This is a genomic window from Pseudoclavibacter sp. Z016, assembly GCF_002931215.1.
In the GTDB taxonomy this organism is placed as follows: Bacteria; Actinomycetota; Actinomycetes; order Actinomycetales; family Microbacteriaceae; genus Pseudoclavibacter.
Genome location: NZ_PSTU01000004.1, coordinates 67047 through 88686 on the forward strand (window position 1 = coordinate 67047; position 21640 = coordinate 88686).

At 68.3% G+C, this 21640-nt stretch carries 18 protein-coding genes; 12 read left to right on the forward strand and 6 right to left on the reverse strand.

The features are described 5' to 3' along the window. The first annotated feature begins 119 nt into the window (after positions 1–119). Positions 120–1679: a C4-dicarboxylate transporter DctA gene (gene dctA, locus C5B99_RS03010; RefSeq protein WP_104240307.1), complete on the forward strand. Its 1560-nt coding sequence runs from the start codon at positions 120–122 to the stop codon at positions 1677–1679. A 905-nt stretch (positions 1680–2584) separates the two neighbouring features. Here the strand turns inward: dctA and C5B99_RS03020 are convergent. Then, on the reverse strand, positions 2585–3322 hold the full coding sequence (locus C5B99_RS03020; protein ID WP_219819609.1) for a helix-turn-helix domain-containing protein: 738 nt from the start codon (positions 3320–3322) through the stop codon (positions 2585–2587). 801 nt (positions 3323–4123) lie between these two features. On the opposite strand from C5B99_RS03020, the gene C5B99_RS03025 reads away from it, so the two are divergent. Continuing rightward, on the forward strand, positions 4124–4372 hold the full coding sequence (locus C5B99_RS03025) for a hypothetical protein (protein WP_104240309.1): 249 nt from the start codon (positions 4124–4126) through the stop codon (positions 4370–4372). Between the two features lie 556 nt (positions 4373–4928). Beyond that, positions 4929–5342: a hypothetical protein gene (locus tag C5B99_RS03035; RefSeq protein WP_146081923.1), complete on the forward strand. Its 414-nt coding sequence runs from the start codon at positions 4929–4931 to the stop codon at positions 5340–5342. Positions 5343–5522: 180 nt separating this feature from the next. On the opposite strand, the gene C5B99_RS03040 is transcribed toward C5B99_RS03035, so the two are convergent. Continuing rightward, on the reverse strand, positions 5523–6296 hold the full coding sequence (locus C5B99_RS03040; protein ID WP_104240312.1) for an IclR family transcriptional regulator: 774 nt from the start codon (positions 6294–6296) through the stop codon (positions 5523–5525). A gap of 26 nt (positions 6297–6322) precedes the next feature. Then, on the reverse strand, positions 6323–7156 hold the full coding sequence (kduI, locus tag C5B99_RS03045; RefSeq protein WP_104240313.1) for a 5-dehydro-4-deoxy-D-glucuronate isomerase: 834 nt from the start codon (positions 7154–7156) through the stop codon (positions 6323–6325). A 96-nt stretch (positions 7157–7252) separates the two neighbouring features. On the opposite strand from kduI, the gene C5B99_RS03050 reads away from it, so the two are divergent. From C5B99_RS03050 to C5B99_RS03065, 4 genes are all read left to right on the forward strand, one after another. Then, positions 7253–8002, forward strand: coding sequence for an SDR family oxidoreductase (locus C5B99_RS03050; RefSeq protein ID WP_104240314.1), 750 nt, complete (start codon positions 7253–7255; stop codon positions 8000–8002). Then, complete coding sequence (locus C5B99_RS03055) at positions 7999–8640, forward strand: bifunctional 4-hydroxy-2-oxoglutarate aldolase/2-dehydro-3-deoxy-phosphogluconate aldolase (protein WP_219819610.1); 642 nt, start codon at positions 7999–8001, stop codon at positions 8638–8640. Before C5B99_RS03050 ends, C5B99_RS03055 begins: the two co-directional genes overlap by 4 nt. Continuing rightward, positions 8637–9584, forward strand: coding sequence for a sugar kinase (locus C5B99_RS03060; RefSeq protein WP_104240316.1), 948 nt, complete (start codon positions 8637–8639; stop codon positions 9582–9584). Before C5B99_RS03055 ends, C5B99_RS03060 begins: the two co-directional genes overlap by 4 nt. A 63-nt stretch (positions 9585–9647) precedes the next feature. After that, positions 9648–11441 (forward strand): beta-galactosidase family protein, encoded by a 1794-nt coding sequence (locus C5B99_RS03065; protein WP_104240317.1) that lies wholly within the window; start codon positions 9648–9650, stop codon positions 11439–11441. 160 nt (positions 11442–11601) lie between these two features. Here C5B99_RS03065 and C5B99_RS03070 read toward each other — a convergent pair whose 3' ends face one another. Together C5B99_RS03070 and C5B99_RS03075 are read right to left on the reverse strand one after the other, a co-directional pair. Continuing rightward, positions 11602–14484, reverse strand: coding sequence for a GH32 C-terminal domain-containing protein (locus tag C5B99_RS03070; RefSeq protein ID WP_104240318.1), 2883 nt, complete (start codon positions 14482–14484; stop codon positions 11602–11604). Between the two features lie 182 nt (positions 14485–14666). After that, positions 14667–15719 (reverse strand): LacI family DNA-binding transcriptional regulator, encoded by a 1053-nt coding sequence (locus C5B99_RS03075; RefSeq protein WP_308471349.1) that lies wholly within the window; start codon positions 15717–15719, stop codon positions 14667–14669. A gap of 101 nt (positions 15720–15820) precedes the next feature. On the opposite strand from C5B99_RS03075, the gene C5B99_RS03080 reads away from it, so the two are divergent. The 5 genes from C5B99_RS03080 (at position 15821) to C5B99_RS03100 (ending at position 20151) form a co-directional block, all read left to right on the forward strand. Continuing rightward, positions 15821–16930, forward strand: a complete 1110-nt coding sequence (locus tag C5B99_RS03080) for a substrate-binding domain-containing protein (protein ID WP_104240320.1) — start codon at positions 15821–15823, stop codon at positions 16928–16930. Positions 16931–16996: 66 nt separating this feature from the next. Beyond that, positions 16997–18031: an ABC transporter permease gene (locus C5B99_RS03085; RefSeq protein WP_104240321.1), complete on the forward strand. Its 1035-nt coding sequence runs from the start codon at positions 16997–16999 to the stop codon at positions 18029–18031. Further along, positions 18028–18828, forward strand: a complete 801-nt coding sequence (locus C5B99_RS03090; protein ID WP_104240322.1) for an ATP-binding cassette domain-containing protein — start codon at positions 18028–18030, stop codon at positions 18826–18828. Before C5B99_RS03085 ends, C5B99_RS03090 begins: the two co-directional genes overlap by 4 nt. Beyond that, positions 18821–19150 carry a putative quinol monooxygenase gene (locus tag C5B99_RS03095; protein WP_104240323.1) on the forward strand — a complete coding sequence of 110 codons (330 nt, stop codon included), beginning with the start codon at positions 18821–18823 and terminating at the stop codon, positions 19148–19150. Before C5B99_RS03090 ends, C5B99_RS03095 begins: the two co-directional genes overlap by 8 nt. 5 nt (positions 19151–19155) lie before the next feature. Further along, positions 19156–20151 carry a PfkB family carbohydrate kinase gene (locus C5B99_RS03100; RefSeq protein WP_104240324.1) on the forward strand — a complete coding sequence of 332 codons (996 nt, stop codon included), beginning with the start codon at positions 19156–19158 and terminating at the stop codon, positions 20149–20151. A gap of 19 nt (positions 20152–20170) precedes the next feature. Here the strand turns inward: C5B99_RS03100 and C5B99_RS03105 are convergent, their stop codons facing one another. Continuing rightward, positions 20171–21616 (reverse strand): glycoside hydrolase family 32 protein, encoded by a 1446-nt coding sequence (locus tag C5B99_RS03105; protein ID WP_104240325.1) that lies wholly within the window; start codon positions 21614–21616, stop codon positions 20171–20173. Positions 21617–21640: the final 24 nt, after the last annotated feature.

A 21640-nucleotide genomic window follows, 5' to 3' on the forward strand; every position in this document is an offset into this window, starting at 1 on the left:
GAATGTCAAGAACACCTTAAGGATGCGCCGAGCCCCTGGGCTCCTGGCTTGTGGGCGCCCACCCTTGGAAGACGAGCCGTCACCGATGACGCACACGCTGGAGTTCAAAGGAGAACACCGTGACACACGACTCGAGCCCCGACAAGGGCAAAGCGGTCAAGACCACCCCGAGCTCACCAAGTCGGGCAGCAGGCAGCACCCCTCCCGTCAAGAAGAAGAAACCGTTCTGGCACCACCTCTACGTGTGGGTGCTGGTCGGCATCGCGCTCGGCGTCGCCGTCGGCCTGATCTTCCCGGCCTTCGCCTCCGAGCTGCGCTGGCTCGCGACGCTCTTCATCAACCTGGTCAAGGTCGTCATCGCGCCGACCATCTTCGCGACCGTCGTCGTCGGCATCGCTGGTCTCGGCAACCTCGCGAAAGCGGGCGGCCTCGCCCTGCGCACCGCCGTCTACTTCAACATCACCACCGTCGTCGCCCTGGGCCTCGGCCTCATCGCCATCAACGTCTTCCAGCCGGGCGCCGGCCTGAACTACGACGTCGCGAGCTTCGACGGATCGGCCGCCGACGCCACCATCGCCGACGCGGGCGACGCCGGGGGAGAGGGCCTGCCCGGCTTCATCCTCGGCCTCATCCCCACCTCGTTCATGTCGGCGTTCGTCGACGGCCAGCTCCTCCAGGTGCTGCTGCTCGCCATCCTGACCGCCATCGCGATCGCCATGCTCGGCAAGCGTGGCGAGAAGGTCGTGCGCGCCATGGACTCGCTCGCGAAGGTCATGTTCGGCATCATCAAGATCGTCATGTGGGTCGCCCCCATCGGTGCCTTCGGCGGCATCGCCTTCACGATCGGCAAGCACGGCGCCGAGATCCTCGGCAACCTCGCCTTCTTCATGGGCTCCTTCTGGCTCACCTGCCTCATCTTCGTCTTCCTGGTGCTCGGCCCCATCTGCCACTGGGCTGGCTTCAGCATCTTCAAGTACCTCCGCTACATCAAGGACGAACTCCTCATCGTGCTCGGCACCTCCTCCTCCGAGACGGTGCTGCCCCGCATGATGACGAAGCTCGAGGCGGCCGGCGTGCCCAAGCACGTCGTCGGCCTCACCATCCCGACCGGCTACTCGTTCAACCTCGACGGCACCGCCATCTACATGTCCATGGGCGCCATCTTCATCGCGCAGGCGTTCGGGGTGGATGTGCCCATCGGCACCCAGATCGCACTCCTCGCGTTCATGCTCATCTCCTCGAACGGAGCAGCGGGCGTCTCCGGCGCAGGTCTCGTGACCCTCGCCGCATCCATCGCCGCGTTCGACCACATCATCCCCATGGTGGGGCTCGCGCTCATTGTCGGCATCGACCGATTCATGTCGGAGGGCCGTGCCCTCACGAACCTCACCGGCAACGGCATCGGCACACTCGTCATCGCCCGCTGGACGAAGGCGCTCGACCGCGAGCGACTCCAGGAAGTGCTCGACAACCCCAACGACATCGACGTCGAGCACCTCATGAGCCTCGACGGCGAAGAGGAAGCCGAAGCGCGCGCCGAGGGGGAGCGCAACCTGGAGCTGGCATCCGACAGCATCGACCGGAAGACGGGGTTCGCGGTCGACGGGCCGGCTGCGGACATAGCTGAGGGGGCCTCGGACCGCAGGGGCTCCTCCAGCGAGTCGAACGCCCGCGGCTGACCGGACACCGGCAGGGGCCCGCGGCGTCGATGTGACGCCCCGGGCCCCTTTCGCCGGCGCGCCGTCGCGCCGCCGCCGCCACCTTCTCCGCCGCCGCTGACCAACTTCAGTGCTGATCCGGCCGCTTTCTGCCCGAACTGGCGCGAAACGGCCGTCTGAGCACTGAAGTTGGTCAGGGGTCCCACCGACCCGGCACCCGCGCACCCGCGGGTGCAGTGGCGCCGGACCGTCCCGAGCACGCTTCGCAGCCCAGCCAGTCGTTCAGCCCCGATCTTGGTCCGGAGGGGGCGGAAGGAGCTGCCGATGGGCGGCGAACTCACACGCCGCGACCCACGCTTCGGCCGCAGAAAATGACCGCTCCGGCTCGCCCATCTCAGAGAGGCGGTTGTGCAGCGACTCGCGTGCAGTGACCAGGTACCGGTACGTCGGTTCTTCCAACAGGCCGTCGTTCCACGCACGCGTCACCTCAGCGAACTCATACGCGCCCCGGTGCTGGATGCTTTCCGCCGTGCACGTCGACGAGTCGTGGATATAGTCCAGGCTCAGAAGCTCTTCCACGACAAGTTGCAGCGGGATACCCCCTCGCGAGTAGTCCGCAGCAATACCGTAGGGTCCTAGCAGTGCCGGGCGAGAACCCTTTGGTTGGGAGCGCCGGGCGACCCTCGCGAGAATGCTGAGTGCTGGCACCGGGAGCTCCAATGCCTGCGCGATGTGCTCAACTGAGTTCAGGCGCAGAAGGTCCAAGAGCTCTCGATGGAAGCTGGCGTGATCGACATTCTGCTGCCGCAGATGGTCCTGAAAGGCACGCGCCCCGTTCTCCGAGCAGGAATGCACTGCTCACCTCCACCACCTTGTGCGATTCCCGCAACGTATCGCCGGTGGATGGGACGCGCCTCGGTCTGAGGTCAGGGTTTCGCGGTCTCGACCGCCTCCCGGTCGGTCGAAACGCCTCTCACATCACTGGTCTCCACGGCTCGCATGGCGTCTTTCAACGCTCGAACGGAACTGAAACCAGCAGATTCAGCGGCGCGGTGCCAATCAGTGCTCGAAGGTCTGAGGGAGGGAAGGAGAGTCCGGGCGCGGGCCACGCGAACGCGGCGAATGTACGCTCCCGGGGTTGTGCCGATCGAACGGAAGATTCGGTTGAGGTGCGTGTGGGAGATGCCCAGCGATTCCTCGAGCTGCCGAACTCCGAACGTCACCTCGCGCAGACGCGCGGACACCATCATGAATGCCGCGCTCAGGAGGTCCTCGTACGCGTTCCCATCCAGGGTGTCATCGTCTGGGTCGGTGGACAGCGTTGCTGCGAGCAGGTACTCGATCCCACGCTGCCACTTGCTGCGGCTGCCCCTCAGCGGAGAGAGTGATGGCGCCGACTTGAGTGAAGCCAGCGCAGTGGCGATCAAGACGTTGATGTCGTACTCATCGGGCGTGACGACGAGGGCATCTGAGGCGAACTTCGGCGCATCGATGGCAACCCGTGAGGCTGGCGTGATGCAGACGATACGGGAAACGGCCTGGGCGGCATCCATCCTGACCTCACCTGTTGGACTCTGAACGAGCATGCTCTTCGCGGCGAGCTCGAAGTGGGTGCCCGAAGCCTCGATGGAGTGGACCCCCGAAACTCCGACCGTCGTCGTCAACAGAGGGATGTCAGAGTCATCGCCCGAATACTCGAGGGTTGCCGGTGTGTGCCACAGCCTCATGAGGGCGAAGTGATCAAAGGTTCGTACGTCTGCTACGAGCCTGAAGTCTGAGGAATTCGACCGAACGTTCCATCCGCGTCGCTGGAACCAGGCTGCGGCTTCCCCATCCGCTAACGCGACGCGCTCATGGTCAGACAACTCGCGGTACCTACCTCACTGGCCGGAAAAGTTCTCAAGACGTAGCTACATTGCTCAAAGAATGTGGGCAAATCCCCGGGCATTGAAGTTCCTAGAGTGACCTAAAAGTTCCGCCTGAGCAAACCCTATTTGCAACAATGTTCCACCATCCGAACGCACGTTCGTGCAGATGGCTGCGCTCGCAGTGACGCCCTATTCTCCACTCGAGTCTAGGCGCTCGCGGCGAAGAGTGTTCGGTTTTCACCATTGAGGCCACGAAGTTGCAGCCCCGGTCATGTTTTGACGCAAGCGCGGGTTGCTGCGAGCCTATATTTGGCTTTGCTGAACAACGCAAGCCTTTGGAACATATTCGCCTTAATAGGTGAAATTCGCGTAGGATGAACGGGCTCGCTGCGTTGCCAGGCGACAGAAGATCGTTCGCTTCCAGATGCACCCCAGCTGAGGTCGCCCGCCCAGTCGCCGAGGTCCCCCCCCCGTTCATTCTCGGCGCACCCACCAACGGAGGTCGCACCCCCGATGCGCGAACGTTCTCCTCAATCCACCTATGACGTCCCGCCCAGTCCCGATCTCCCCGTGGAAGTATTCCGAGCCGCCGAAGTCATGCTGCACGTCCTCGAAACTCAAGCCGCTGCCGCCTCGGATCCTGGAGGGCAGACCCAAAGCTCGCGAGGGCTGGCCGCCTCCATTGAGGGGATCGACGAGGGCATCAGCGAGGAGCACACGATCGGCGCCAGCCTGATCATCCAGTTCTGGCTGGCCAACAGCCTTGCGCACGAGCGGCGGAGCGATCTCACCGACGTCATCCACGAGGTGCGAAGCTACCTGTCCACCCTCGCCGGTGCCCGGTGAAGCGCCGCGCGCGTGTGGACGACCTCGACTACCGTGTTGAGGTCGTCGCGTTCCCGGACGGACCGGGCTCTCGGCCCTGGCGGCTCCTCGCCGCAGAGGCGCCCGCGAGCTCACGGCTGCACATCGCCAAGACCGTGTCTCCTGATCTCGGATATGTTGCTATCGCCATCATCGCGTGCGAGGGGGAGACTCTTGCGGGGGCTGCGGCTAGGGTCAGGATGCTGCTCATCCCCAACCCACGAGTCTCCGAGCGAGCCGTTCGAAGTGTGCTCCAGCGTGGCCGCGTTACCAAGGTGCTGTCCGGCGAATGCCCCGCCGAGTTCTACGGTCCGCCCTCGAGTGCATCCGGTCGCCAAGTGAGCGCCGATCGTGAGTGGGAGCGGTGACGACTCCCGCACAGGGCGGAACTTGAAGGTCGATGGCAGGAACTTTCTCGTAGGCTCTCCCTAAGCTCACTAAGGGTGCAGCTGTTCTTTCGAGGCATGGCGCCCGGCAGGACGGTCAGAGACTGCTCGCGCGATGGTGCGCCTAGCGGTGAACACCTGACGGAGGATCTATGGCCACACGGACTGCTGGACCGGCGGGCCTGTTGCTGACCGTCGCGGGAGTTCTGGCGATCGGATGGTCGCTCCTCGGCGTTCTGGTGCAACGCATCCAGCCGGAGGCGGCAGTGCTGTCCGCGGGACAGCTCTGGGGTGCGGTTCCGGCCGTCGTGTGCGTGCTCATCGTCATCGCCTGGCGGGGGCTCCTCTCGCAGGTCGATGCGGGTCCCGTGCGCGTGCGTGCGTCCGTGCTCGGCGCAGTCGTAGCGGTCGGCGTTCTCGGCGTCGAGGCCTGGTCGAGCGCGATCTGGGGGTTCGGCAGCGGCCTCGTCCCCGGATGGGTGTCGGTCGGAGTTGTGCTCATCGCGCTGGCTCCGGCGGTTCAGGACTCGTCGATCTGCCTCGCTGCACGCCGCGATCGCCCCTGACTGACGCTCAGCGCGCCCGTTTCAACGACTGGTTCAGCGCCGTCGCTGTCCAACTTCAGTGCAATAAAGACCGAAACCGGCTGCTGAAGCGCGCTGGGCGCGTTTTCTGCACTCAAGTTGGACACGCACGCGTCCACGCGGGGTCGCCGAAAGGGGCGAGGCACCAACCCTGCGTATCGCCTACGCCGCGGGGGCGCCGAGCTCGCGGGAGATGCGGTCGGCTGCGGCGATCGCGGCAGGCGCGAGGGCTTCGATGCTGAGGCCCGGGTACTCGAGCTCGATCGAGGACACCGAGAGGCCGTGCGTCACGGCGCCGGTGTGGTCGCGGATGGGTGCCGAGACGCACACGGTGCCCGTCTCGTTCTCGCCCAGGTCCGTCGAGTAGCCGCGCTCGCGGACGCGGGCGAGCTCCTCGTGCAGCAGGCCGAGGTCGGTGATCGTGAGGTCGGTGCGCCGGGGCAGGCCGACGCGCTCCGCAAGCGCATCCACTCGCTCGGGCGCCCAGTCGGCGAGCACGACCTTGCCCATGCCGGAGCTGTGCAGGGGCACGCCGAGGCCGACGCGCGAGCGCATGCGGTACGGCTTCGCCGAGTCGCGGCGGATGAGGTAGACCATCTCGCTCTCCGTCGCGACGCCCACGTGGATGGTGCAGTCGACGGAGGCGGCGAGCTCGTCGACGATGGGGCCCGCGACCTGCGAGATGTCGACGCTCGCAAGCGCCCGGCCCGCGAGGGCGAGCAGGTTGGGCCCGGCCCGGTAGCCCTGCTCGGAGTTGCCTCCGAGGTAGTGCTGCGCGACGAGGGTGCCCAGGATGCGGTGGACGGTGGCCTTCGCGAGTCCGGCTTCGGCGACGATGTCCGTGAAGCGCGGATGCGCGAGGGCCGCCGCGAGCACAAGCAGCGTCTTCTCGCTTGCGCCCGCGGGCGGGGTCGGCGACTGGCCTGCGTCGTCCATCCTGACCACCCTCGTTGTTGGAGTCGTCACCGCATCGCGGTGATCGGGACAGAGTCCATGTCGTCGAACGACTGGTTCTCGCCGGCCATCGCCCACACGAACGAGTAGCTGGAAGATCCTACTCCCGAGTGCAGCGACCAGCTCGGGGAGAGCACGACGTCGCCGTTCGCGACCATGAGGTGGCGCGTCTCCTTGGGGTCGCCCATGAGGTGCACGACCCGCTGGTCCTCTTCGAGGTCGAAGTAGTGGTACACCTCGGTGCGACGGTCGTGGGTGTGCGCCGGCATGGTGTTCCACATGCTGCCGGCGTGGAGGCTCGTGACGCCCATGACGATCTGGCAGCTCTTGACGCCGTTCTCGTGGATGCACTGGCGCAGCGTGCGGCGGTTCGACGTGACCTGGTCGCCGAGCTCGCGGATCGTGCCCTCTTCGGGGGTGACGAGGGTGTTCGGGTAGGCCGTGTGCGCGGGGGCGCTGAAGCCGTAGAACTTGGCGGGGTCGGCGGCGTCGTTGCTCTCGAAGGTGACGTCGACGGTGCCGCGGCCGAGGTAGAGCACGGCGGTCTTCGCGAGCTCGTAGCGCTCGCCGTCGGCGACGACGGCGCCGGCGCCGCCCGTGTTGACGATGCCGAGCTCGCGGCGGTCGAGGAAGTTCTCGCTGCGAAGCTCGTCGACGGTCTGAAGCGTGAGGGGGCTGTCGGTGGGGACGGCGCCGACGGTGACGACGCGGTCGAAGTGCGTCGCGACGACGCGGATCTCACCTGGCGTGAGGAGCTGCTCGACGAGGTAGCGGTCACGGAGTGCCTGCTGGTCGAGGGTGGGGATGTCTTCCGGGCGACCCGGGCGGTACTGCTGGGACAAGGGAGTTCCTCTCGTGATTCGTTCGTGGCACGTCTATAGTAGGTGAATGAAACCGAGTTCCGCCAGGTGGACCTGGCCTCACGCGAAAGGGTCGCTATGACCAGCTTCGACCTCACTGGAAAGACCGCGGTCGTCACCGGCGCCCGCCGCGGCATCGGCCTCGGCATCGCCACGGCACTCGCTGAGGCGGGGGCGGACATCATCGCCGCGTCCTCCCAGCAGGAAGCCGACGGCGGCGAAGTCGGGGCGCGTGTCCGCTCGCTCGGCCGCAGCTTCGAGGGCCACGGCGTCGACTTCACCGACCGTGCCGCCGTCGAGCAGTTCGGCGCATCCGTGAAGCACGCCGACATCCTCGTCAACAACGCAGGCACCATCCGCCGCGCGCCCGCCGCCGAGCACTCGCTCGACTGGTGGGACGAGGTCATCCAGGTGAACCTCTCGAGCCAGTTCGTGCTCAGCCAGATCGTCGGCGCGGCAATGGTCGAACGCGGCAACGGGCGCATCATCTTCACCGCCAGCCTGCTCAGCTTCCAGGGCGGCATCAACGTGCCCGGGTACACGGCGTCGAAGTCGGCCATTGCGGGCCTCGTCCACGCCCTCAGCAACGAGTGGGCATCCCGCGGCTTGACCGTCAACGCGATCGCCCCCGGCTACATCGCGACCGACAACACCGAGGCGCTGCGCGAAGACAGCGACCGTTCGCGGTCCATCCTCGAGCGCATCCCCGCGGGTCGCTGGGGCGAGGCAGAAGACCTCGGCGGTGCCGCCGTGTTCCTCGCGAGCCCGGCCGCTGCCTATGTCACGGGCGTCGTCCTCCCCGTCGACGGCGGATGGCTCGCACGATGAGCGCCCTGTTCGAGGGCCACTCCGTCGTTCCCCTCTCCACGCCGAGCACGCAGGCGCAGGCCGAGGCGCTCGCCGACGGTCTCGTCGCGGGCGGCATCGGCATCGTCGAGATCGCACTGCGCGGCGACGGGGCACTGGATGCACTGCGCCACATCGCGGGGCGCCCCGACCTCATCGTGGGTGCTGGCACCGTGCTCGACACCGAGCAGGCCAAGCAGGCGCTGGATGCGGGGGCGCAGTTCCTCGTCTCGCCCGGACTGTCGGCGGAGGTCGTCCGAGTCGCGCAGCACGCAGACGTTCCGATCCTCCCGGGAACGCTCACGCCGAGCGACATCACGGCGGCCCGCGACCTCGGGCTGACGCAGCTCAAGCTCTTCCCGGCGGGCAACTTCGGCGGGCTGTCCCTGCTCACCACGTATGCCTCCGTGTTCCGCGGCATCACGTTCATGCCGAGCGGCGGCATCAGCATCGCCAACCTCGCCGAGCACCTCGAGCATCCGGCGGTCTTCGCCGCGAGCGGAAGCTGGCTCGGCAGCTCGAAGCTGCTCGACGAGGGTGCAGACGCGGTCGCCGAGGCGGCCCGCGCGGCCGCCGACATCGCGACCCGCGTGAGCGCCGCCAAGGTCGGCCGCACGTGAGCGGCATCGTCACGATCGGGGAGGCGCTCGGGCTGGTGATCGCGCGCCGGGCCGGCGGCTTCGACCTGCAGTCCGACGCGGAGATGAGCTTCGGCGGTGCGGAGAGCAACGTCGCGATCGCCGCCGCCCGACTCGGCGTCGAGGCCGCGTGGATCGGCCGGGTCGGCGATGACGCCGTCGGCAGGCGCATCCTCCGCGCCCTCAGGGCCGAACAGGTGCAGCTGCACGAGACGGTCGACACGGATGCACCCACCGCGATCATGCTCAAGGACCGGCCCCGTCCGGGCCGCAGCCGCGTCACCTACTACCGCGGCGGACTCGCCGGCAGCCGCATCACGCCGGCCGACGTCCCAAGCGAGGCCATCGTTGGTGCCCAGGTCCTCCACGTCACGGGCATCAGCCTCGCGCTCAGCGACAGCGCCGCCGAGACGGTGCTCAGCGCCGTCCGCCTCGCTCGCGAGCATGGCGTGACCGTGTCGTTCGACGTCAACCACCGCAGCAAGCTGTGGTCGGCCGAGGCCGCGGCTCCCCGCTACCGCGAGCTCGCCGCGCTCAGCGACATCGTCTTCGCCGGAGACGACGAGGCCGCCATGCTCGTCGGCGAGGCATCCCCGCTCGAGCAGGCCCGCGCCCTGCAGGCCCTCGGTCCCCGGCAGGCCGTCATCAAGCGCGGCGAGCACGGCGCGTCCGGCGTCGACGGCGACCTCGAGGTCGAGGTGCCCGCCTTCGCGGTCGACGTCGTCGACACGGTCGGCGCCGGCGATGCCTTCGCGGCCGGCTACCTCGTCGAGCTCACGCGTGGGGCGCCCCTCGAGCAGCGCATGCTGACGGCCGCCGCGTGCGGAGCCAGCGCCTGCCGCAGCGACGGCGACTGGGAGTCGCTGCCGAGCTGGGGCGACCTGCGCGAGCTCGTGGACGGCGTCGGCGACGCCGTCCAACGCTGATCCACCCCGGTTCCTCTCAACACCCCCGATGTCAGCGAAGACAGAAGACAGGAGTCTGCTCACATGACCTTCGAGATCGGCGAAGAGCACTTCCTCCTCGACGGCGAACCCCACCGCGTGCTCTCCGGGGCGCTGCACTACTTCCGCGTGCATCCCGAGCAGTGGGCCGACCGCATCCACAAGGCCAAGCTCATGGGCCTCAACACGATCGAGACCTACGTCGCCTGGAACGCCCACGAGCCCCGCAAGAGGGAGTGGGATGTGACCGGCTGGAACGACCTCGGCCGGTTCCTCGACCTGATCGCGGCCGAGGGGATGCACGCCATCGTGCGCCCAGGCCCCTACATCTGCGCGGAATGGCACAACGGCGGGCTCCCGACGTGGCTCACCGCGATGCCCGGGGTGGGGCTGCGACGCTCGGAACCCAGCTACCTGCACGAGGTCGAGACCTACTTGCAGCGCGTCTACGACATCGTCGCGCCGCGGCAGATCGACGTCGGCGGCCCCGTGGTGCTCGTGCAGATCGAGAACGAGTACGGCGCCTACGGCAACGACACCGCCTACCTCGAGCGGCTCGTCGAGGTCACCCGCGAGGCTGGCATCACGGTGCCGCTCACGACGATCGATCAGCCCACCGACCAGATGCTGAGCGACGGCAGCGTCGACGGCGTGCACCTCACCGGCTCGTTCGGGTCGCGCGCCGACGAGCGCCTCGCCACCCTGCGGCGCCACCAGCCGACCGGCCCGCTCATGTGCGCCGAGTTCTGGGACGGCTGGTTCGACTGGTGGGGTGCCTTCCATCACACGACGAGCGTCGAGGATGCGGCTCGCGAGCTCGACGCTCTGCTCGCCGCCGGCGCCTCCGTGAACTTCTACATGGTCCACGGCGGCACCAACTTCGGCCTCACCAACGGGGCGAACCACAAGGGCAGGTACCTGCCCATCGCGACCTCCTACGACTACGACGCGCCGCTCGACGAGGCAGGGAACCCCACCCCGAAGTTCTTCGCGTTCAGGGACGTCATCGCGAAGTACGCCGACGTGCCGGCGGAGACCCCCGCCCTCGCGGTCCCAGCTCCCGCGTTCGAGGTTCCGCTCTCCGTCGTGGCACCGGATGCGTGGCTCCCGCCCGTCAGTCCCGAACGCCACACGACGCCCCCGACCTTCGATGCCCTGCAGCACCTGAGCGCCCTGGTCGCCTACGAGGCCGAGCTGCCGCGCGCATCCGCACCCCGCCTGCTGGAGTTCGAGGAAGTGCGCGACTTCGCTTGGCTCTCCATCGACGGCGTCCCCTTCGGCACGCTGTCGCGCACCCTCCACGAGACGTCGATCGTCGTGCCCGCCGGGACGCGGCTGCGCGTGCTCGTGGAGGAGCAGGGTCGCGTCAACTACGCCGAGCGCATCGGCGAGGAGAAGGGCATCATCGGCACGCCGCTCCTCGACGGGGCTCCCCTCGAAGGCTGGACGGCGACGCCCATCGACGTCGCTGAGGCCGGAATCGCGATCGGCTCGGCGCTCACCAGCGCACCCGGCGCTGCTCTTGCTGCGGCCGACGCATCCGCGCCACTGGCTCATCCCGAGACGCCGCTCGGGCTCACAGGGCTTCGCGGAGAGTTCGAGCTCGAAGCGCCGAGCGACCTCTACCTCGACACCGCCAAGTGGGGCAAGGGGTACGCCCTGGTGAACGGCTTCCTGCTCGGGCGCTATTGGCGCAGCGGACCGCAGCAGACGCTCTACGTGCCGGGCTCGGTGCTCCGCGCCGGCGTCAACACGGTCGCGATCGTCGAGCTCGAGGTGACGGCGTCTCCCGTCGCTCGCTTCGTCGCGCAGGCCACGCTCGGCCCCCTCGAGGAGTAACCGGGGTCCGCCCCGCGCCCCGCACACCCGCCGGCCCCTGCGCCCGCCCCGTCTGCGACGCTGCCCGGCGTTTCGCCCTCTGGGAGCGGTCTCAGAGGGCGAAACGCCGGGCAGTGATCGGCGATAGGGCCCGCCGGGCCCTATTGCCGGGAGGCTCTTGCTACTGACCTCGGCGACCGAGTCGTCGAGCACCCAGCACCGCTCCGCCGCCGACAAGCGCCAGGCCGAAGAGGACCGCCGCCAGGGGGAAGTCCGCGCCGGTCGACGCCAGCCCCTCCGGAGTCGGCGTCCCGGTGTCCGATCCACCCTGAGGCGTGGATGTGGGTGCGGACGTGGACGTGGGTGCGGATGTGGATGCGGAGGTGGCTGACGGCGAGGGCGTGGCGCCCCCGGTCGGAGCTGCCGTGGCCGTCGCGGTCGGCGGGGTAACGACGGGTCCGGGCTCCTGCCACATCGTCGGCGTGACCGGCGTGACGGTGATGCGTCGTAGCGTCGCCGCTCCGCCCTCGGACCAGGCGGTGATGGCGTCCGCGCCCTCGTTCGGGAACACCTGATCGGTGATGGTCACCATCCCGTCCGCCGTGAAGAGCTCGACGGATGCGCGATCCAGGTAGAGGGAGAAGGTGACCGAGCCGTCGTCGTCGAGGGCGACCGGCGCATCCTCCACCGATGCGAAGGCGGGGTGGAAGTCCACGTTGCCGGAGTTCGTCCGGTCGACGAACAGGCGTCCCTGCGCGGCGTCGTAGCCGATGCGGGTTCCCGACTCGGCGTCCCCGAAGACCGTGATTCCCGCCCGCTGCGCCTCGCCCGGTTCCAGGGTCACCTCGAGTTTCACGACGTCTCCCGAGAGCCCGAGATCCACCGCGCCATTGAGGGCGACGTCCGTGCGCGTGGCCGCGCCTGCCACGTCGAGCTGCTCATCGACCTGGGGGACGACCTGCTGCTTGAGGCGCGGTCCCGCTGGAGTCGAGGTCAGGACGACCTCGCGCGGGAGCGTCATCGAGCTGCGCCACGTCGAGGTGGGAATGTCGTTGGCGTAATCCCAGTTGTTCATCCAGCCCTGCATGATCCGGCTCCCGTCCGGGGTGCCGAAGTACGAGACCGTCGCGTAGTAGTCGCGGCCCCAGTCGAGCCAGTCGTAGCTCTCGAGCGTCGATGGGACGCTCGTGTCGGCGAACATGATCTGGTCCAGCATCAGGTGGCCCCAGCCCGACCTGTTCTGATCGACCGCCTGAATCGTGGCCTGCTGTCCGCGGAGGTCGGAGACGTCCCAGCTCGACCAGTCGAGCGTCTCGCTGTTCCTGCCGGTCGCCGTGCGCACGACTTCGCCGTCGACGATGAGGTTGACCGCGGTCTCCTCCGAGCGAAGCTGCGAGGGCTCGTCGCCGATCACGAGGTGATCGAAGGTGAGGTGCCCCCAGCCTCCTGTCGCCTCGTCTCGAACGCGGAGCTGCGCATCCTTGCCGGCGAACTCGCTGATGTCCCACGACTGCCACGTCATCTGCCCGGCGTTGGCACCGGTCTGCGTGCGCACGACGCTGCCATCGACGAGCAGCTCGACCTGGAGGGTGCCGTCGGTGCGGTTGCCCCCGCCGACGAGGAAGGAAGCGAAATCGCCGTCGAGCGTGAAGGAGGGCGACGTGATCGTGCCCGTGTTGTCGTCTCCGAGCGGCCCGCCCTCCCACGTGTTGACGCGCTTGTCGCCGAGCGCGTACTCGCCGCTCGTCGTCGAGGGACTGCGTGCCGGGTCGAGGGCGAAGTCGCCCGTCGCCTCCCAGCCTGAGCCGAGGAGGTTCTCGCCATCGGCGAGCTCGAAGTCGAAGACGGTGGTGCCCGCCGGCGGTTCGTTCCCGAGCTGCGAGCCGTCCACGTGCGGGTGGTTGCCTCCGCCGACGAGCAGGTTGATGACGTCGGATTCGATCGTGAACTGCGGGGACTCGAGCGAGCCCACCGGCCAGTCCCCGCCGTGGAAGCCGTTCGCGAAGCCGGCTCCGATGGCGCCCTTGACGGGGCCCTGGCCTGGCAGCGCCCCGGCCGCCGGTGCAAGCCCCCACGGGCCATCGGCCTCGTTCCCGGACTCGTTGGTGACGGTCCACCCGCTGAAGTCTCCGCCGTCGAAGGTCGCGAACGGGGTTCCTTCTGCCGTGGTGCCTGGCTCGACGGTGGTCTCGCTCGTGAACTCGGTGCCGTCGAAGTCGCCGACGAAGTACTGGCCCCCGCTGCCGCCAGCCACGGCACCTGGGTTGAGATTGACGACCATGACCCATTTCGTCTCATCCGGGTTGCCGTCGACGGGCAGCTCGAAGAGCTCCGGGCACTCCCAGATGCCCTCCGTGGAGTTCGCGGGCCCGAACTCCGAGAGGTGCTCCCAGGAGCGCAGGTCGGTGCTCTTCGCGAGGATCACCTTGTGGTCGACCGCCTCGACGGCCGCCATGACCCAGTACGCACCGGCCGGACCGTCGTACCAGAAGACCTTCGGGTCTCGGAAGTTGGCGGAGCCGCGGTCGTAGACGGGGTTGCCCTCGTGCTTCGTCCAGGTGTATCCGCCGTCATTGCTGTAGGCGAGCGACTGGGCCTGGAGCCCGGGGTGCGTCGGATGATCCTGGGTGTACGCGCTCGTGTAGATGGCGACGAGCGGGGGCTTGTCTCCGGTGCCGAAACCGGAGCTGTTGGTCTCGTCGACGACGATGGAGCCAGAGAAGATGTCCTCGATCGCGACTCCGGAATCGTCGAAGGTCTGGGGGAGTGCGAGCGGCTGCTCCTCCCAGTGCATGAGGTCGGTGGAGGTCGCGTGGCCCCAGCTCATGTTCCCCCAGCGTGTGCCCTCTGGGTTGTGCTGGTAGTAGAGGTGATAGACGCCGTCGACGTACACCATGCCGTTGGGGTCGTTCATCCAGTTCTTCTCGGGGGAGAAGTGGAACTGCGGGCGGAACTGCTCCTGTCCCGCCTCGGCCGACTCCTCGGCGGTGGCTGTGGCGGCTGTGCCGGCGAGGACGGCGAACGCGATGCTGGTTGCTGCCAGCGCGGCGAGAGCCTTCCGCATCGGTCTCGGGTGTCTCGGTGACGTCGATGTCATGGATTCGCTCGATTTCTTCTCAGTGCGTCGAATGCAACGGACTGGACTGACAACGATGTCAATCCATTTCGAGCGATGCTAGAGACTGTCCACCGGACAAAGCAAGAGTCGATTGGCGTCGACCTCGATGGGAGGGGGTGATGGCCTCGTCAGGAGGTGGGGGCGAGGATCTCGCCGCTGCCGCGCTCGATGAGGCGGGTTGGGACGGTGACGCGCTGGGCGGGGCCACGGTCGCCGCCGAGGCGGTCGAAGAGCAGCTCGGCGGCGCGCTGCCCGATCTGCTGTGGGTCCTGGGCGATCACGGTGACGCCGGGAACCAGCAGGTCTGCAAGCGGGAGGTCATCGAAGCCGACCAGTGCGATCTCGTTCTGCAGGCCCCGCTCCCGGAGGGCGCGCAGGGCCCCGATTGTGACGAGGTTCTGGGCGCTGAAGACCGCCGTCGGTGGCGTTTCGGAGTCGAGCAGTCGGCCGAGCGCCGCGCGCGAGGTCTCCTCGTCGTGGAGCTCCGTGACGATCGTGGCGAGCCGTGTGGGGATGCCGGCCTCACCCAGGGCTTCGAGGAAGCCTCGACGGCGCTCTTCGGCCGTCTGGATCGAGAGCCGGTCGGTGAGGAGCGCGATCCGCTGGTGGCCGTGCTCGATCAGGTGTGCCGTCGCCCGTGCTGCCGCGGCCTGGTTGTCGCTCGAGACCACGTCGAGGTCAAGCCCCTGGGGGACGCGGTCGACGAACACGGCCGGGATGTCCCGGTCGCGGAGGGTGGTGAGGTAGGTGGGCTGCTGGGTCGTCGTCAGGATCAGGCCGTCCACGCGCCGTCGCATGAATGCGCTGACGGCACCCTCCTCGCGGGTGGCGTCGTCGTCGAGCGACGATGCGAACACGGCCACGCTGTGGTGCAATGCCGCGTCCTCCACCGCGCGGTGGATCGCGGCCGCGAACGGGTTGTCGACGCTGCCGACCAGGAGGCCGATCGTCCGGCTGCGTCCGTCGGCTCTGCGGAGGTTCCCGGCGGCGAGGTCCACGTGGTAGTTCAGGGCCCTGACGGCGTTCCACACTCGCTCGGTGGTGGTCGCGGACACGTTCGGCTCGTTGTTGACGACGCGGGAGACGGTCTTCACTCCGACGCCTGCGAGGGAGGCGACCTGCTTCATGGTCGTGCGCGAGCGCCCGCTCGCGGGGTCGTCTCGCCGAGGTGCTGTTGTCACGATCGACCTTTCTTTCGACGGCCTGTTGACTCTACTCGGCGCATGGAGTACAAACGTCGTTGACAACGTTGTCAATCAACGCAGACGATCAGGGGAATTCAATGAAGAACCGCAATCCAATCGCTCGGAAGCCATTTCTCGCCGCCTCCTCGGTGCTCGCCATCGCAGCGCTGACGCTGACGGGATGCGCCGGAGCCGACCAGGGCGCGCAGGGTGGGGGAGATGGCGACATCGGCGTCTCGCTCATCGTCAAGACCAACTCGAACCCGTTCTTCATCGCGATGCAGGACGGCGCGCAGACGGCAGCGGATGCGAACGGGGTGACGCTCACCCTCGCTGCAGGCAAGGAGGACGGCGACGAGGACACGCAGATCCAGGCCATCGAGGCGGCCATCTCCAAGGGCGACGCGGGAATCCTCATCACCCCGAACGGGCCGGCCGTGCTCGACGCAGTCCAGAAGGCTCGCGACGCCGGCCTGTTCGTCATCGCCCTCGACACCGTGCCGGACCCGGCGGACTCCGTCGACATCACCTTCGCGACCGACAACTTCCTCGCCGGGCAGTACGTCGGCGAGTGGGCAGCGGACTCGCTTGGTGGCAAGGATGCCGTCATCGGCCTCATCGACCTCTTCGACGACAAGGCGGTCTCGGTCGACTACAACCGGAACCAGGGGTTCCTCCAGGGCATGGGCATCGAGCTCGGCAGTGACACGGTCAACGGCGACGAAGCCCCGCAGGGGAACTACTCCGGCGGACAGGGCGGCAAGTACACGATCGTCGGGAACGAGGCATCCCAGGGTGCCGAGGACGGTGGGCGCACGGCGATGGAGAACCTCCTCGCCAAGAACCCGGACATCAACGTCGTCTACACCATCAACGAACCCGCCGCCTACGGCGCCTACCAGGCTCTCGAGGCAGCGGGCAAGAGCAAGGACGATGTCACGATCGTCTCGATCGACGGCGGATGCGCCGGTGTCGGCCAGGTCGCCGACGGCATCATCGACGCCACGAGCCAGCAGTACCCCGTGAAGATGGCGGAGCTCGGCGTCGAGGCGATCGCCGAGCTCGTCGGAACGGGCAGCACCCCGGAGACCAGCGAAGGCCTGGACTTCTTCAACACGGGTGTCTCGCTGGTGACCGACCAGCCCGCTGACGGCGTGGAGTCCATCGACACGACCGAGGGTGCGGAGCTCTGCTGGGGCACGAAGTAGTCCAGCACCCGTCGCGACAGCCGCACGGCGCCGCGACGCCTCTCGCCACTGCAAGGAAGTGAACTCGTGACTCAGACCTCTCCTCCCACCTCATCTCTCGACCTCGCCGCCGAATTCCTCGACCGGCGGACCCCGCTCGATCGGGTCCGCGGCGTCCTCCACCGCTATCCGGCCATCAGCCCGGCCGTCGTGCTCGTGATCGCCATCATCGTCTTCGGCACGATCAACCCCAGGTTCTTCGCCCCGGGGAACCTGTCGCTCATCCTCGACCAGGTCTCGGTCGTAGGCACGGTCGCCATCGCCCAGACGCTCATCATCCTGACCGCAGGCATCGACCTGTCGGTCGGGGCTGCCATGATCCTGGCGTCGATGGTCACCGCGCAGACCGCGGTCCAGAACGGGTTCCCGGCCCCGCTGGCGCTGCTCGCTGGCCTGCTCGCCGCGCTGGCCGCGGGCACCCTCAACGGGTTCCTGGTCACGAGGGTCAAGCTGCCGCCCTTCATCGCGACGCTCGGCACGCTGAACGTCTTCGTCGCGCTGACGCTGCTGTACAGCGGCGGGCAGACGATCCGCAAGGCGGAGATGCCGGAGCTGCTCACGTGGACGGCCACGGCCTTCCCGGTCGGCGACGTCATGCTCACCGTCGGCGTCATCATCATGTTCGCGCTCTACGTGCTCGTCGCGTACGTACTCGGGCGGACCGCGTGGGGGAGGCACGTCTACGCGGTCGGTGACGATGCCGAGGCCGCGCGACTGGCGGGCATCTCCACGACGAAGGTGCTCATGAGCGTCTACGTCGTCGCCGGTGCCGTCCTCGCGGTCGCCGCGTGGATCCAGATCGGCCGATCGGGTGCCGCCAGCCCCAACGCCGGCGCCGACCTCAACCTCGACTCGATCACCGCCGTCGTCATCGGCGGAACCTCGCTCTTCGGCGGGCGGGGAATCATCTGGGGAACGCTGCTCGGGGCGATCATCGTGGGCGTCTTCCGAAACGGCCTCTTCCTTGCAGGCGTCGACGGTCTCTATCAGACCCTCGCCATCGGAATTCTCGTCATCGTCGCGGTCTCCGTCGACCAGTGGATCAGGAAGGTACGCAAATGAGCCTCGTAGCAGACGCGGTCGAGCCCACGACAGCACCGAAGGGGGTCCCGGTCCTCGAGGCGAAGCGGCTGGTCAAGACCTTCGGCAAGGTCGTGGGGCTGGATGGGGTGAGCCTTCAGCTGCACGCCGGAGAGGTGCTCGCGATCATCGGCGACAACGGCGCCGGGAAGTCGACGCTCATCAAGTGCCTCACCGGCGCCTACGTGCCGGACCAGGGGGAGCTGCTGCTGGACGGCGAGCCGGTCCACTTCAAGCGACCGCAGGATGCACGCGACGCTGGCATCGAGACCGTGTACCAGAACCTCGCGGTGTCGCCTGCGCTCGACGTGGCATCCAACCTCTTCCTCGGGCGTGAACGGCGCAAGCCCGGCATCGCGGGCACGGTGTTCCGTGCCCTCGACACCTCGGGGATGCGCAAGGAGGCCCGCGAGCAGGTCCAGCGCCTCGGCATCTCGACGCTGCAGGACGTCACGGTCGCCGTCGAGAACCTGTCAGGCGGTCAGCGGCAGGCGGTCGCGGTCGCGCGGGCAGCGGCGTTCGGATCGAAGGTCGTCGTGCTCGACGAGCCGACGGCGGCCCTGGGCGTCCGGGAGTCGAAGCAGGTGCTCGAGCTCATCGAGCGGCTCCGCGAGCAGGGCGTTCCCGTCATCCTGATCTCGCACAACATGCCGCACGTCTTCCAGGTCGCCGACCGGATCCACATCCAGCGCCTCGGGAAGCGAGCGGCGACCATAACGCCGCAGTCGCACACCATGACCGACGCCGTCGCGATCATGACGGGGGCCGCTGATGCGTGAGGGCGAGGACGGCGCATCGGGCGCTGAGCAGACGACGCTCTACGCGGAGTTCACGGCCAGGCCCGGCACCGAGGCCGCAGTCCTGGAGCTGATCCTCGCCTACGCCGAGGTCGTGCGAGCCGAGCCAGGCAATCTGGAGTTCCAGGTCTACCGCAGGCAGGAGGCGCCTGCCCGATTCCTGGTCTTCGAGATCTACGCGGACGACGCCGCGTTCCAGGCCCACCTGGCGCATCCTGCAGGGCAGGCCTTCAACGACCGGCTCACCCCGCTCATCGAAGAGGCGCAGAGCGAGCTGAGCTTCCTGCGCTCGACGGAGCGTTGATCGGGATGCGAGGCACCGCAGACACCGCAGACGTGGCGCCCGGACTGTCAACCGCCAGCGTCCTCGTCATCGGCGAGGCGCTCGTCGATGTCGTCCACCGGGTGGACGGGAGCATCGACGAGAGCCCAGGGGGAAGCCCCGCGAACGTGGCGCTCGCGCTCGGACGACTCGGCTGTCGCCCCCGCCTGCTGACGCGGATCGGCGACGACCGGCGCGGCGAGGGCGTCCGCGCGTGGCTGCAGGCGTCCGGCGTCGAGATCCTGACCGGAGGGGGATCGAGCGCCGGCGCCACGTCGACGGCCACCGCGTTCCTCGACGAGTCGGGGTCGGCGCGCTACGACTTCCAGCTCGACTGGGACGTCCGAGTCGATGACGCCGTGACTGCCGGCATCGTGCACACCGGGTCCATCGCGGCCCTGCTCGAGCCGGGCGCACGCGAGGTGCTCCAGGCGATCCGGCGACTGCGCGGAGGTGCGCTCGTCACCTACGACCCGAACATCAGGCCTGCACTCCTCGGCGATCACCGCGAGGTCCGTGGGCGCGTCGAGGAGATCGTGGCGCTCGCGGATGTCGTGAAGGCCAGCGACGAGGACCTCGCCTGGCTCTACCCCGGGGAACGCCTCGTCGACGTCGCCAGCGCCTGGCGTGCGATGGGCCCCTCGGTCGTCGTCGTCACCGCAGGGGGCAGCGGTGCCACCGCAGTGACCGAGGCCGGAACGACGGACGTCGCCGCGGCCTCGGTTGCGGTGGCCGACACGGTGGGCGCCGGCGACACGTTCATGTCGGCGATCATCGAGGGCATGCTCCGGCTCGGCTTCAGGGACGGCGCGGCCCGCGGGGCCCTCCGCCGCATCGATCGCGGAGACCTGAGCAGCCTGCTGGAACGAGCGGCAAGGGCGGCGGCGATCACCGTCTCCCGTCCCGGCGCAGACCCGCCCTCATCTGCCGAGCTGGCTGAAGAGCCCCGGCCACGCGTGCCCGTCTCGGCCGCGCTGGACTGAGCACACGGGCGAATGCGCCTCAGCGGACCTCGAGCTCGATGATCTCGAGGTCCGCGAAGGTCATCTGGCCGCCCGCGGCGAGCAGCCGGATGCCGTCGTCGGCTGGCAGCGGGAACACACGATGCGAGTGCACCTCGAACCCCTCGCCGACGAAGACCTCGATGCTGGACCGGTCGACGAGGATCCGAAGGTGGAGCGATCCCGTCGACGCGTCGATGCTCGTCGTCGTCGCGCCGCCGCTCGGGCTCCACGTCTCACCGCGGTCCACGGAGATCGAGGCATCCGCGAACGACAGCCCTACCCCGATGCGCCGAGCACCCCCGCTCGCGCGACGGAGCTCCAGCCCGGCACCGGTGGGTGGCGAGCTCGGGTCCCAGCGCAGTTCGCAGCGCAGCTCGTACGCCACCGCCCGCACCTCGAGGTCCGAGAACCCGGCGACGGCGACGGTCCCCAGCGCATGGCGTCGAGTGGCGTGCTCCAGGAGCGCGGCCGGTGGCTGAGCGCTCAGCGCGTAGCCGCTGCCGCGTCGGTGCAGGCGAAGCTCCCGCACGATCATGTCGTCGCCGTTGTACCCGTCGGTCACCATCGATGGCGCATTGTGCGGGTAGTCCCAGAAGTTCGCCCAGCCGATGGCGCGGCGCAGCGACTCGTCGACGTCTCCGCCCGCGTCATGCGCGTCGTAGGTGACGGCGCCGTAGAAGTCGAACCCGTGGTCGAGCCACAGGGCCTCCCGCTCGTCGCAGGTGAAGGCCGAGCCATCGAACTCGCCGACCCAGTAGGCGTACGTCGCGGGCAGGCCCCTAGCCTTGCCGTTCGCACTCGTGCCGAGGACCCAGTGCCGCGTGCCGTCGCTCGCGCGCATCCGGAACAGGTCGGGGCATTCGAGGAGGCCGATGCCCTCGATGCGATGCTCGCCGACCCGCCGCCAACCGTGCAGGTCAGCCGACACGTAGAAGCCGATCGTGTCGCCCTCCGCGTGGAGCATGCACCAGCGCGCACGGTCGTCATCCCACACGACCTTCGGGTCGCGGAAGTCGACGACCCCGGGGTTCGCGAGGACGGGGTCGGGCGGGCCAGGCGTGAAGGTGCGCCCGCCATCCGTCGAGACCCAGAGGTACACCGCCTGCACGCCAGCCGGCGCCTGCGTGACCAGCCCGACAACCGCGTCACGTCCGTACCCGGCCGTGTTGTGCGCATCGACGACGACGGAGCCCGACCAGCAGTCCCCGTTCCCGTTCGCGAACTTGGGGATCGCCGTTCCCTGATCGCTGAAGCGAACGTGGTCCCGCGTGGTCGCGAGCCGCCACGAAGTTCCGATCCCGCCCTCGACGTAGTCGTCGTTCGCCAGGTAGTAGGAGAGGTACTCGTCGCCCACGCGGATGGGGCGCTGCGGATCGTTCTTCCACCCGCGGGGCACGCTCATGTGGAACGCGGGACGGAAGGTGGTCGGTGCGGTGCTCGTCATCAGGTTCCCTCGGGGGTGGGTCGG

Coding starts and splice junctions, on each gene's coding strand:
- C5B99_RS03025 (WP_104240309.1), top strand. CDS start 4,124: ATGCTGCACGTCCTCGAAACTCAAGCCGCTGCCGCCTCGGATCCTGGA.
- C5B99_RS03050 (WP_104240314.1), top strand. CDS start 7,253: ATGACCAGCTTCGACCTCACTGGAAAGACCGCGGTCGTCACCGGCGCC.
- C5B99_RS03095 (WP_104240323.1), top strand. CDS start 18,821: ATGCGTGAGGGCGAGGACGGCGCATCGGGCGCTGAGCAGACGACGCTC.
- C5B99_RS03080 (WP_104240320.1), top strand. CDS start 15,821: ATGAAGAACCGCAATCCAATCGCTCGGAAGCCATTTCTCGCCGCCTCC.
- C5B99_RS03090 (WP_104240322.1), top strand. CDS start 18,028: ATGAGCCTCGTAGCAGACGCGGTCGAGCCCACGACAGCACCGAAGGGG.
- C5B99_RS03055 (WP_219819610.1), top strand. CDS start 7,999: ATGAGCGCCCTGTTCGAGGGCCACTCCGTCGTTCCCCTCTCCACGCCG.
- C5B99_RS03040 (WP_104240312.1), bottom strand. CDS start 6,296: ATGGACGACGCAGGCCAGTCGCCGACCCCGCCCGCGGGCGCAAGCGAG.
- C5B99_RS03100 (WP_104240324.1), top strand. CDS start 19,156: ATGCGAGGCACCGCAGACACCGCAGACGTGGCGCCCGGACTGTCAACC.
- C5B99_RS03070 (WP_104240318.1), bottom strand. CDS start 14,484: ATGCGGAAGGCTCTCGCCGCGCTGGCAGCAACCAGCATCGCGTTCGCC.
- C5B99_RS03035 (WP_146081923.1), top strand. CDS start 4,929: ATGGCCACACGGACTGCTGGACCGGCGGGCCTGTTGCTGACCGTCGCG.
- C5B99_RS03105 (WP_104240325.1), bottom strand. CDS start 21,616: ATGACGAGCACCGCACCGACCACCTTCCGTCCCGCGTTCCACATGAGC.
- C5B99_RS03065 (WP_104240317.1), top strand. CDS start 9,648: ATGACCTTCGAGATCGGCGAAGAGCACTTCCTCCTCGACGGCGAACCC.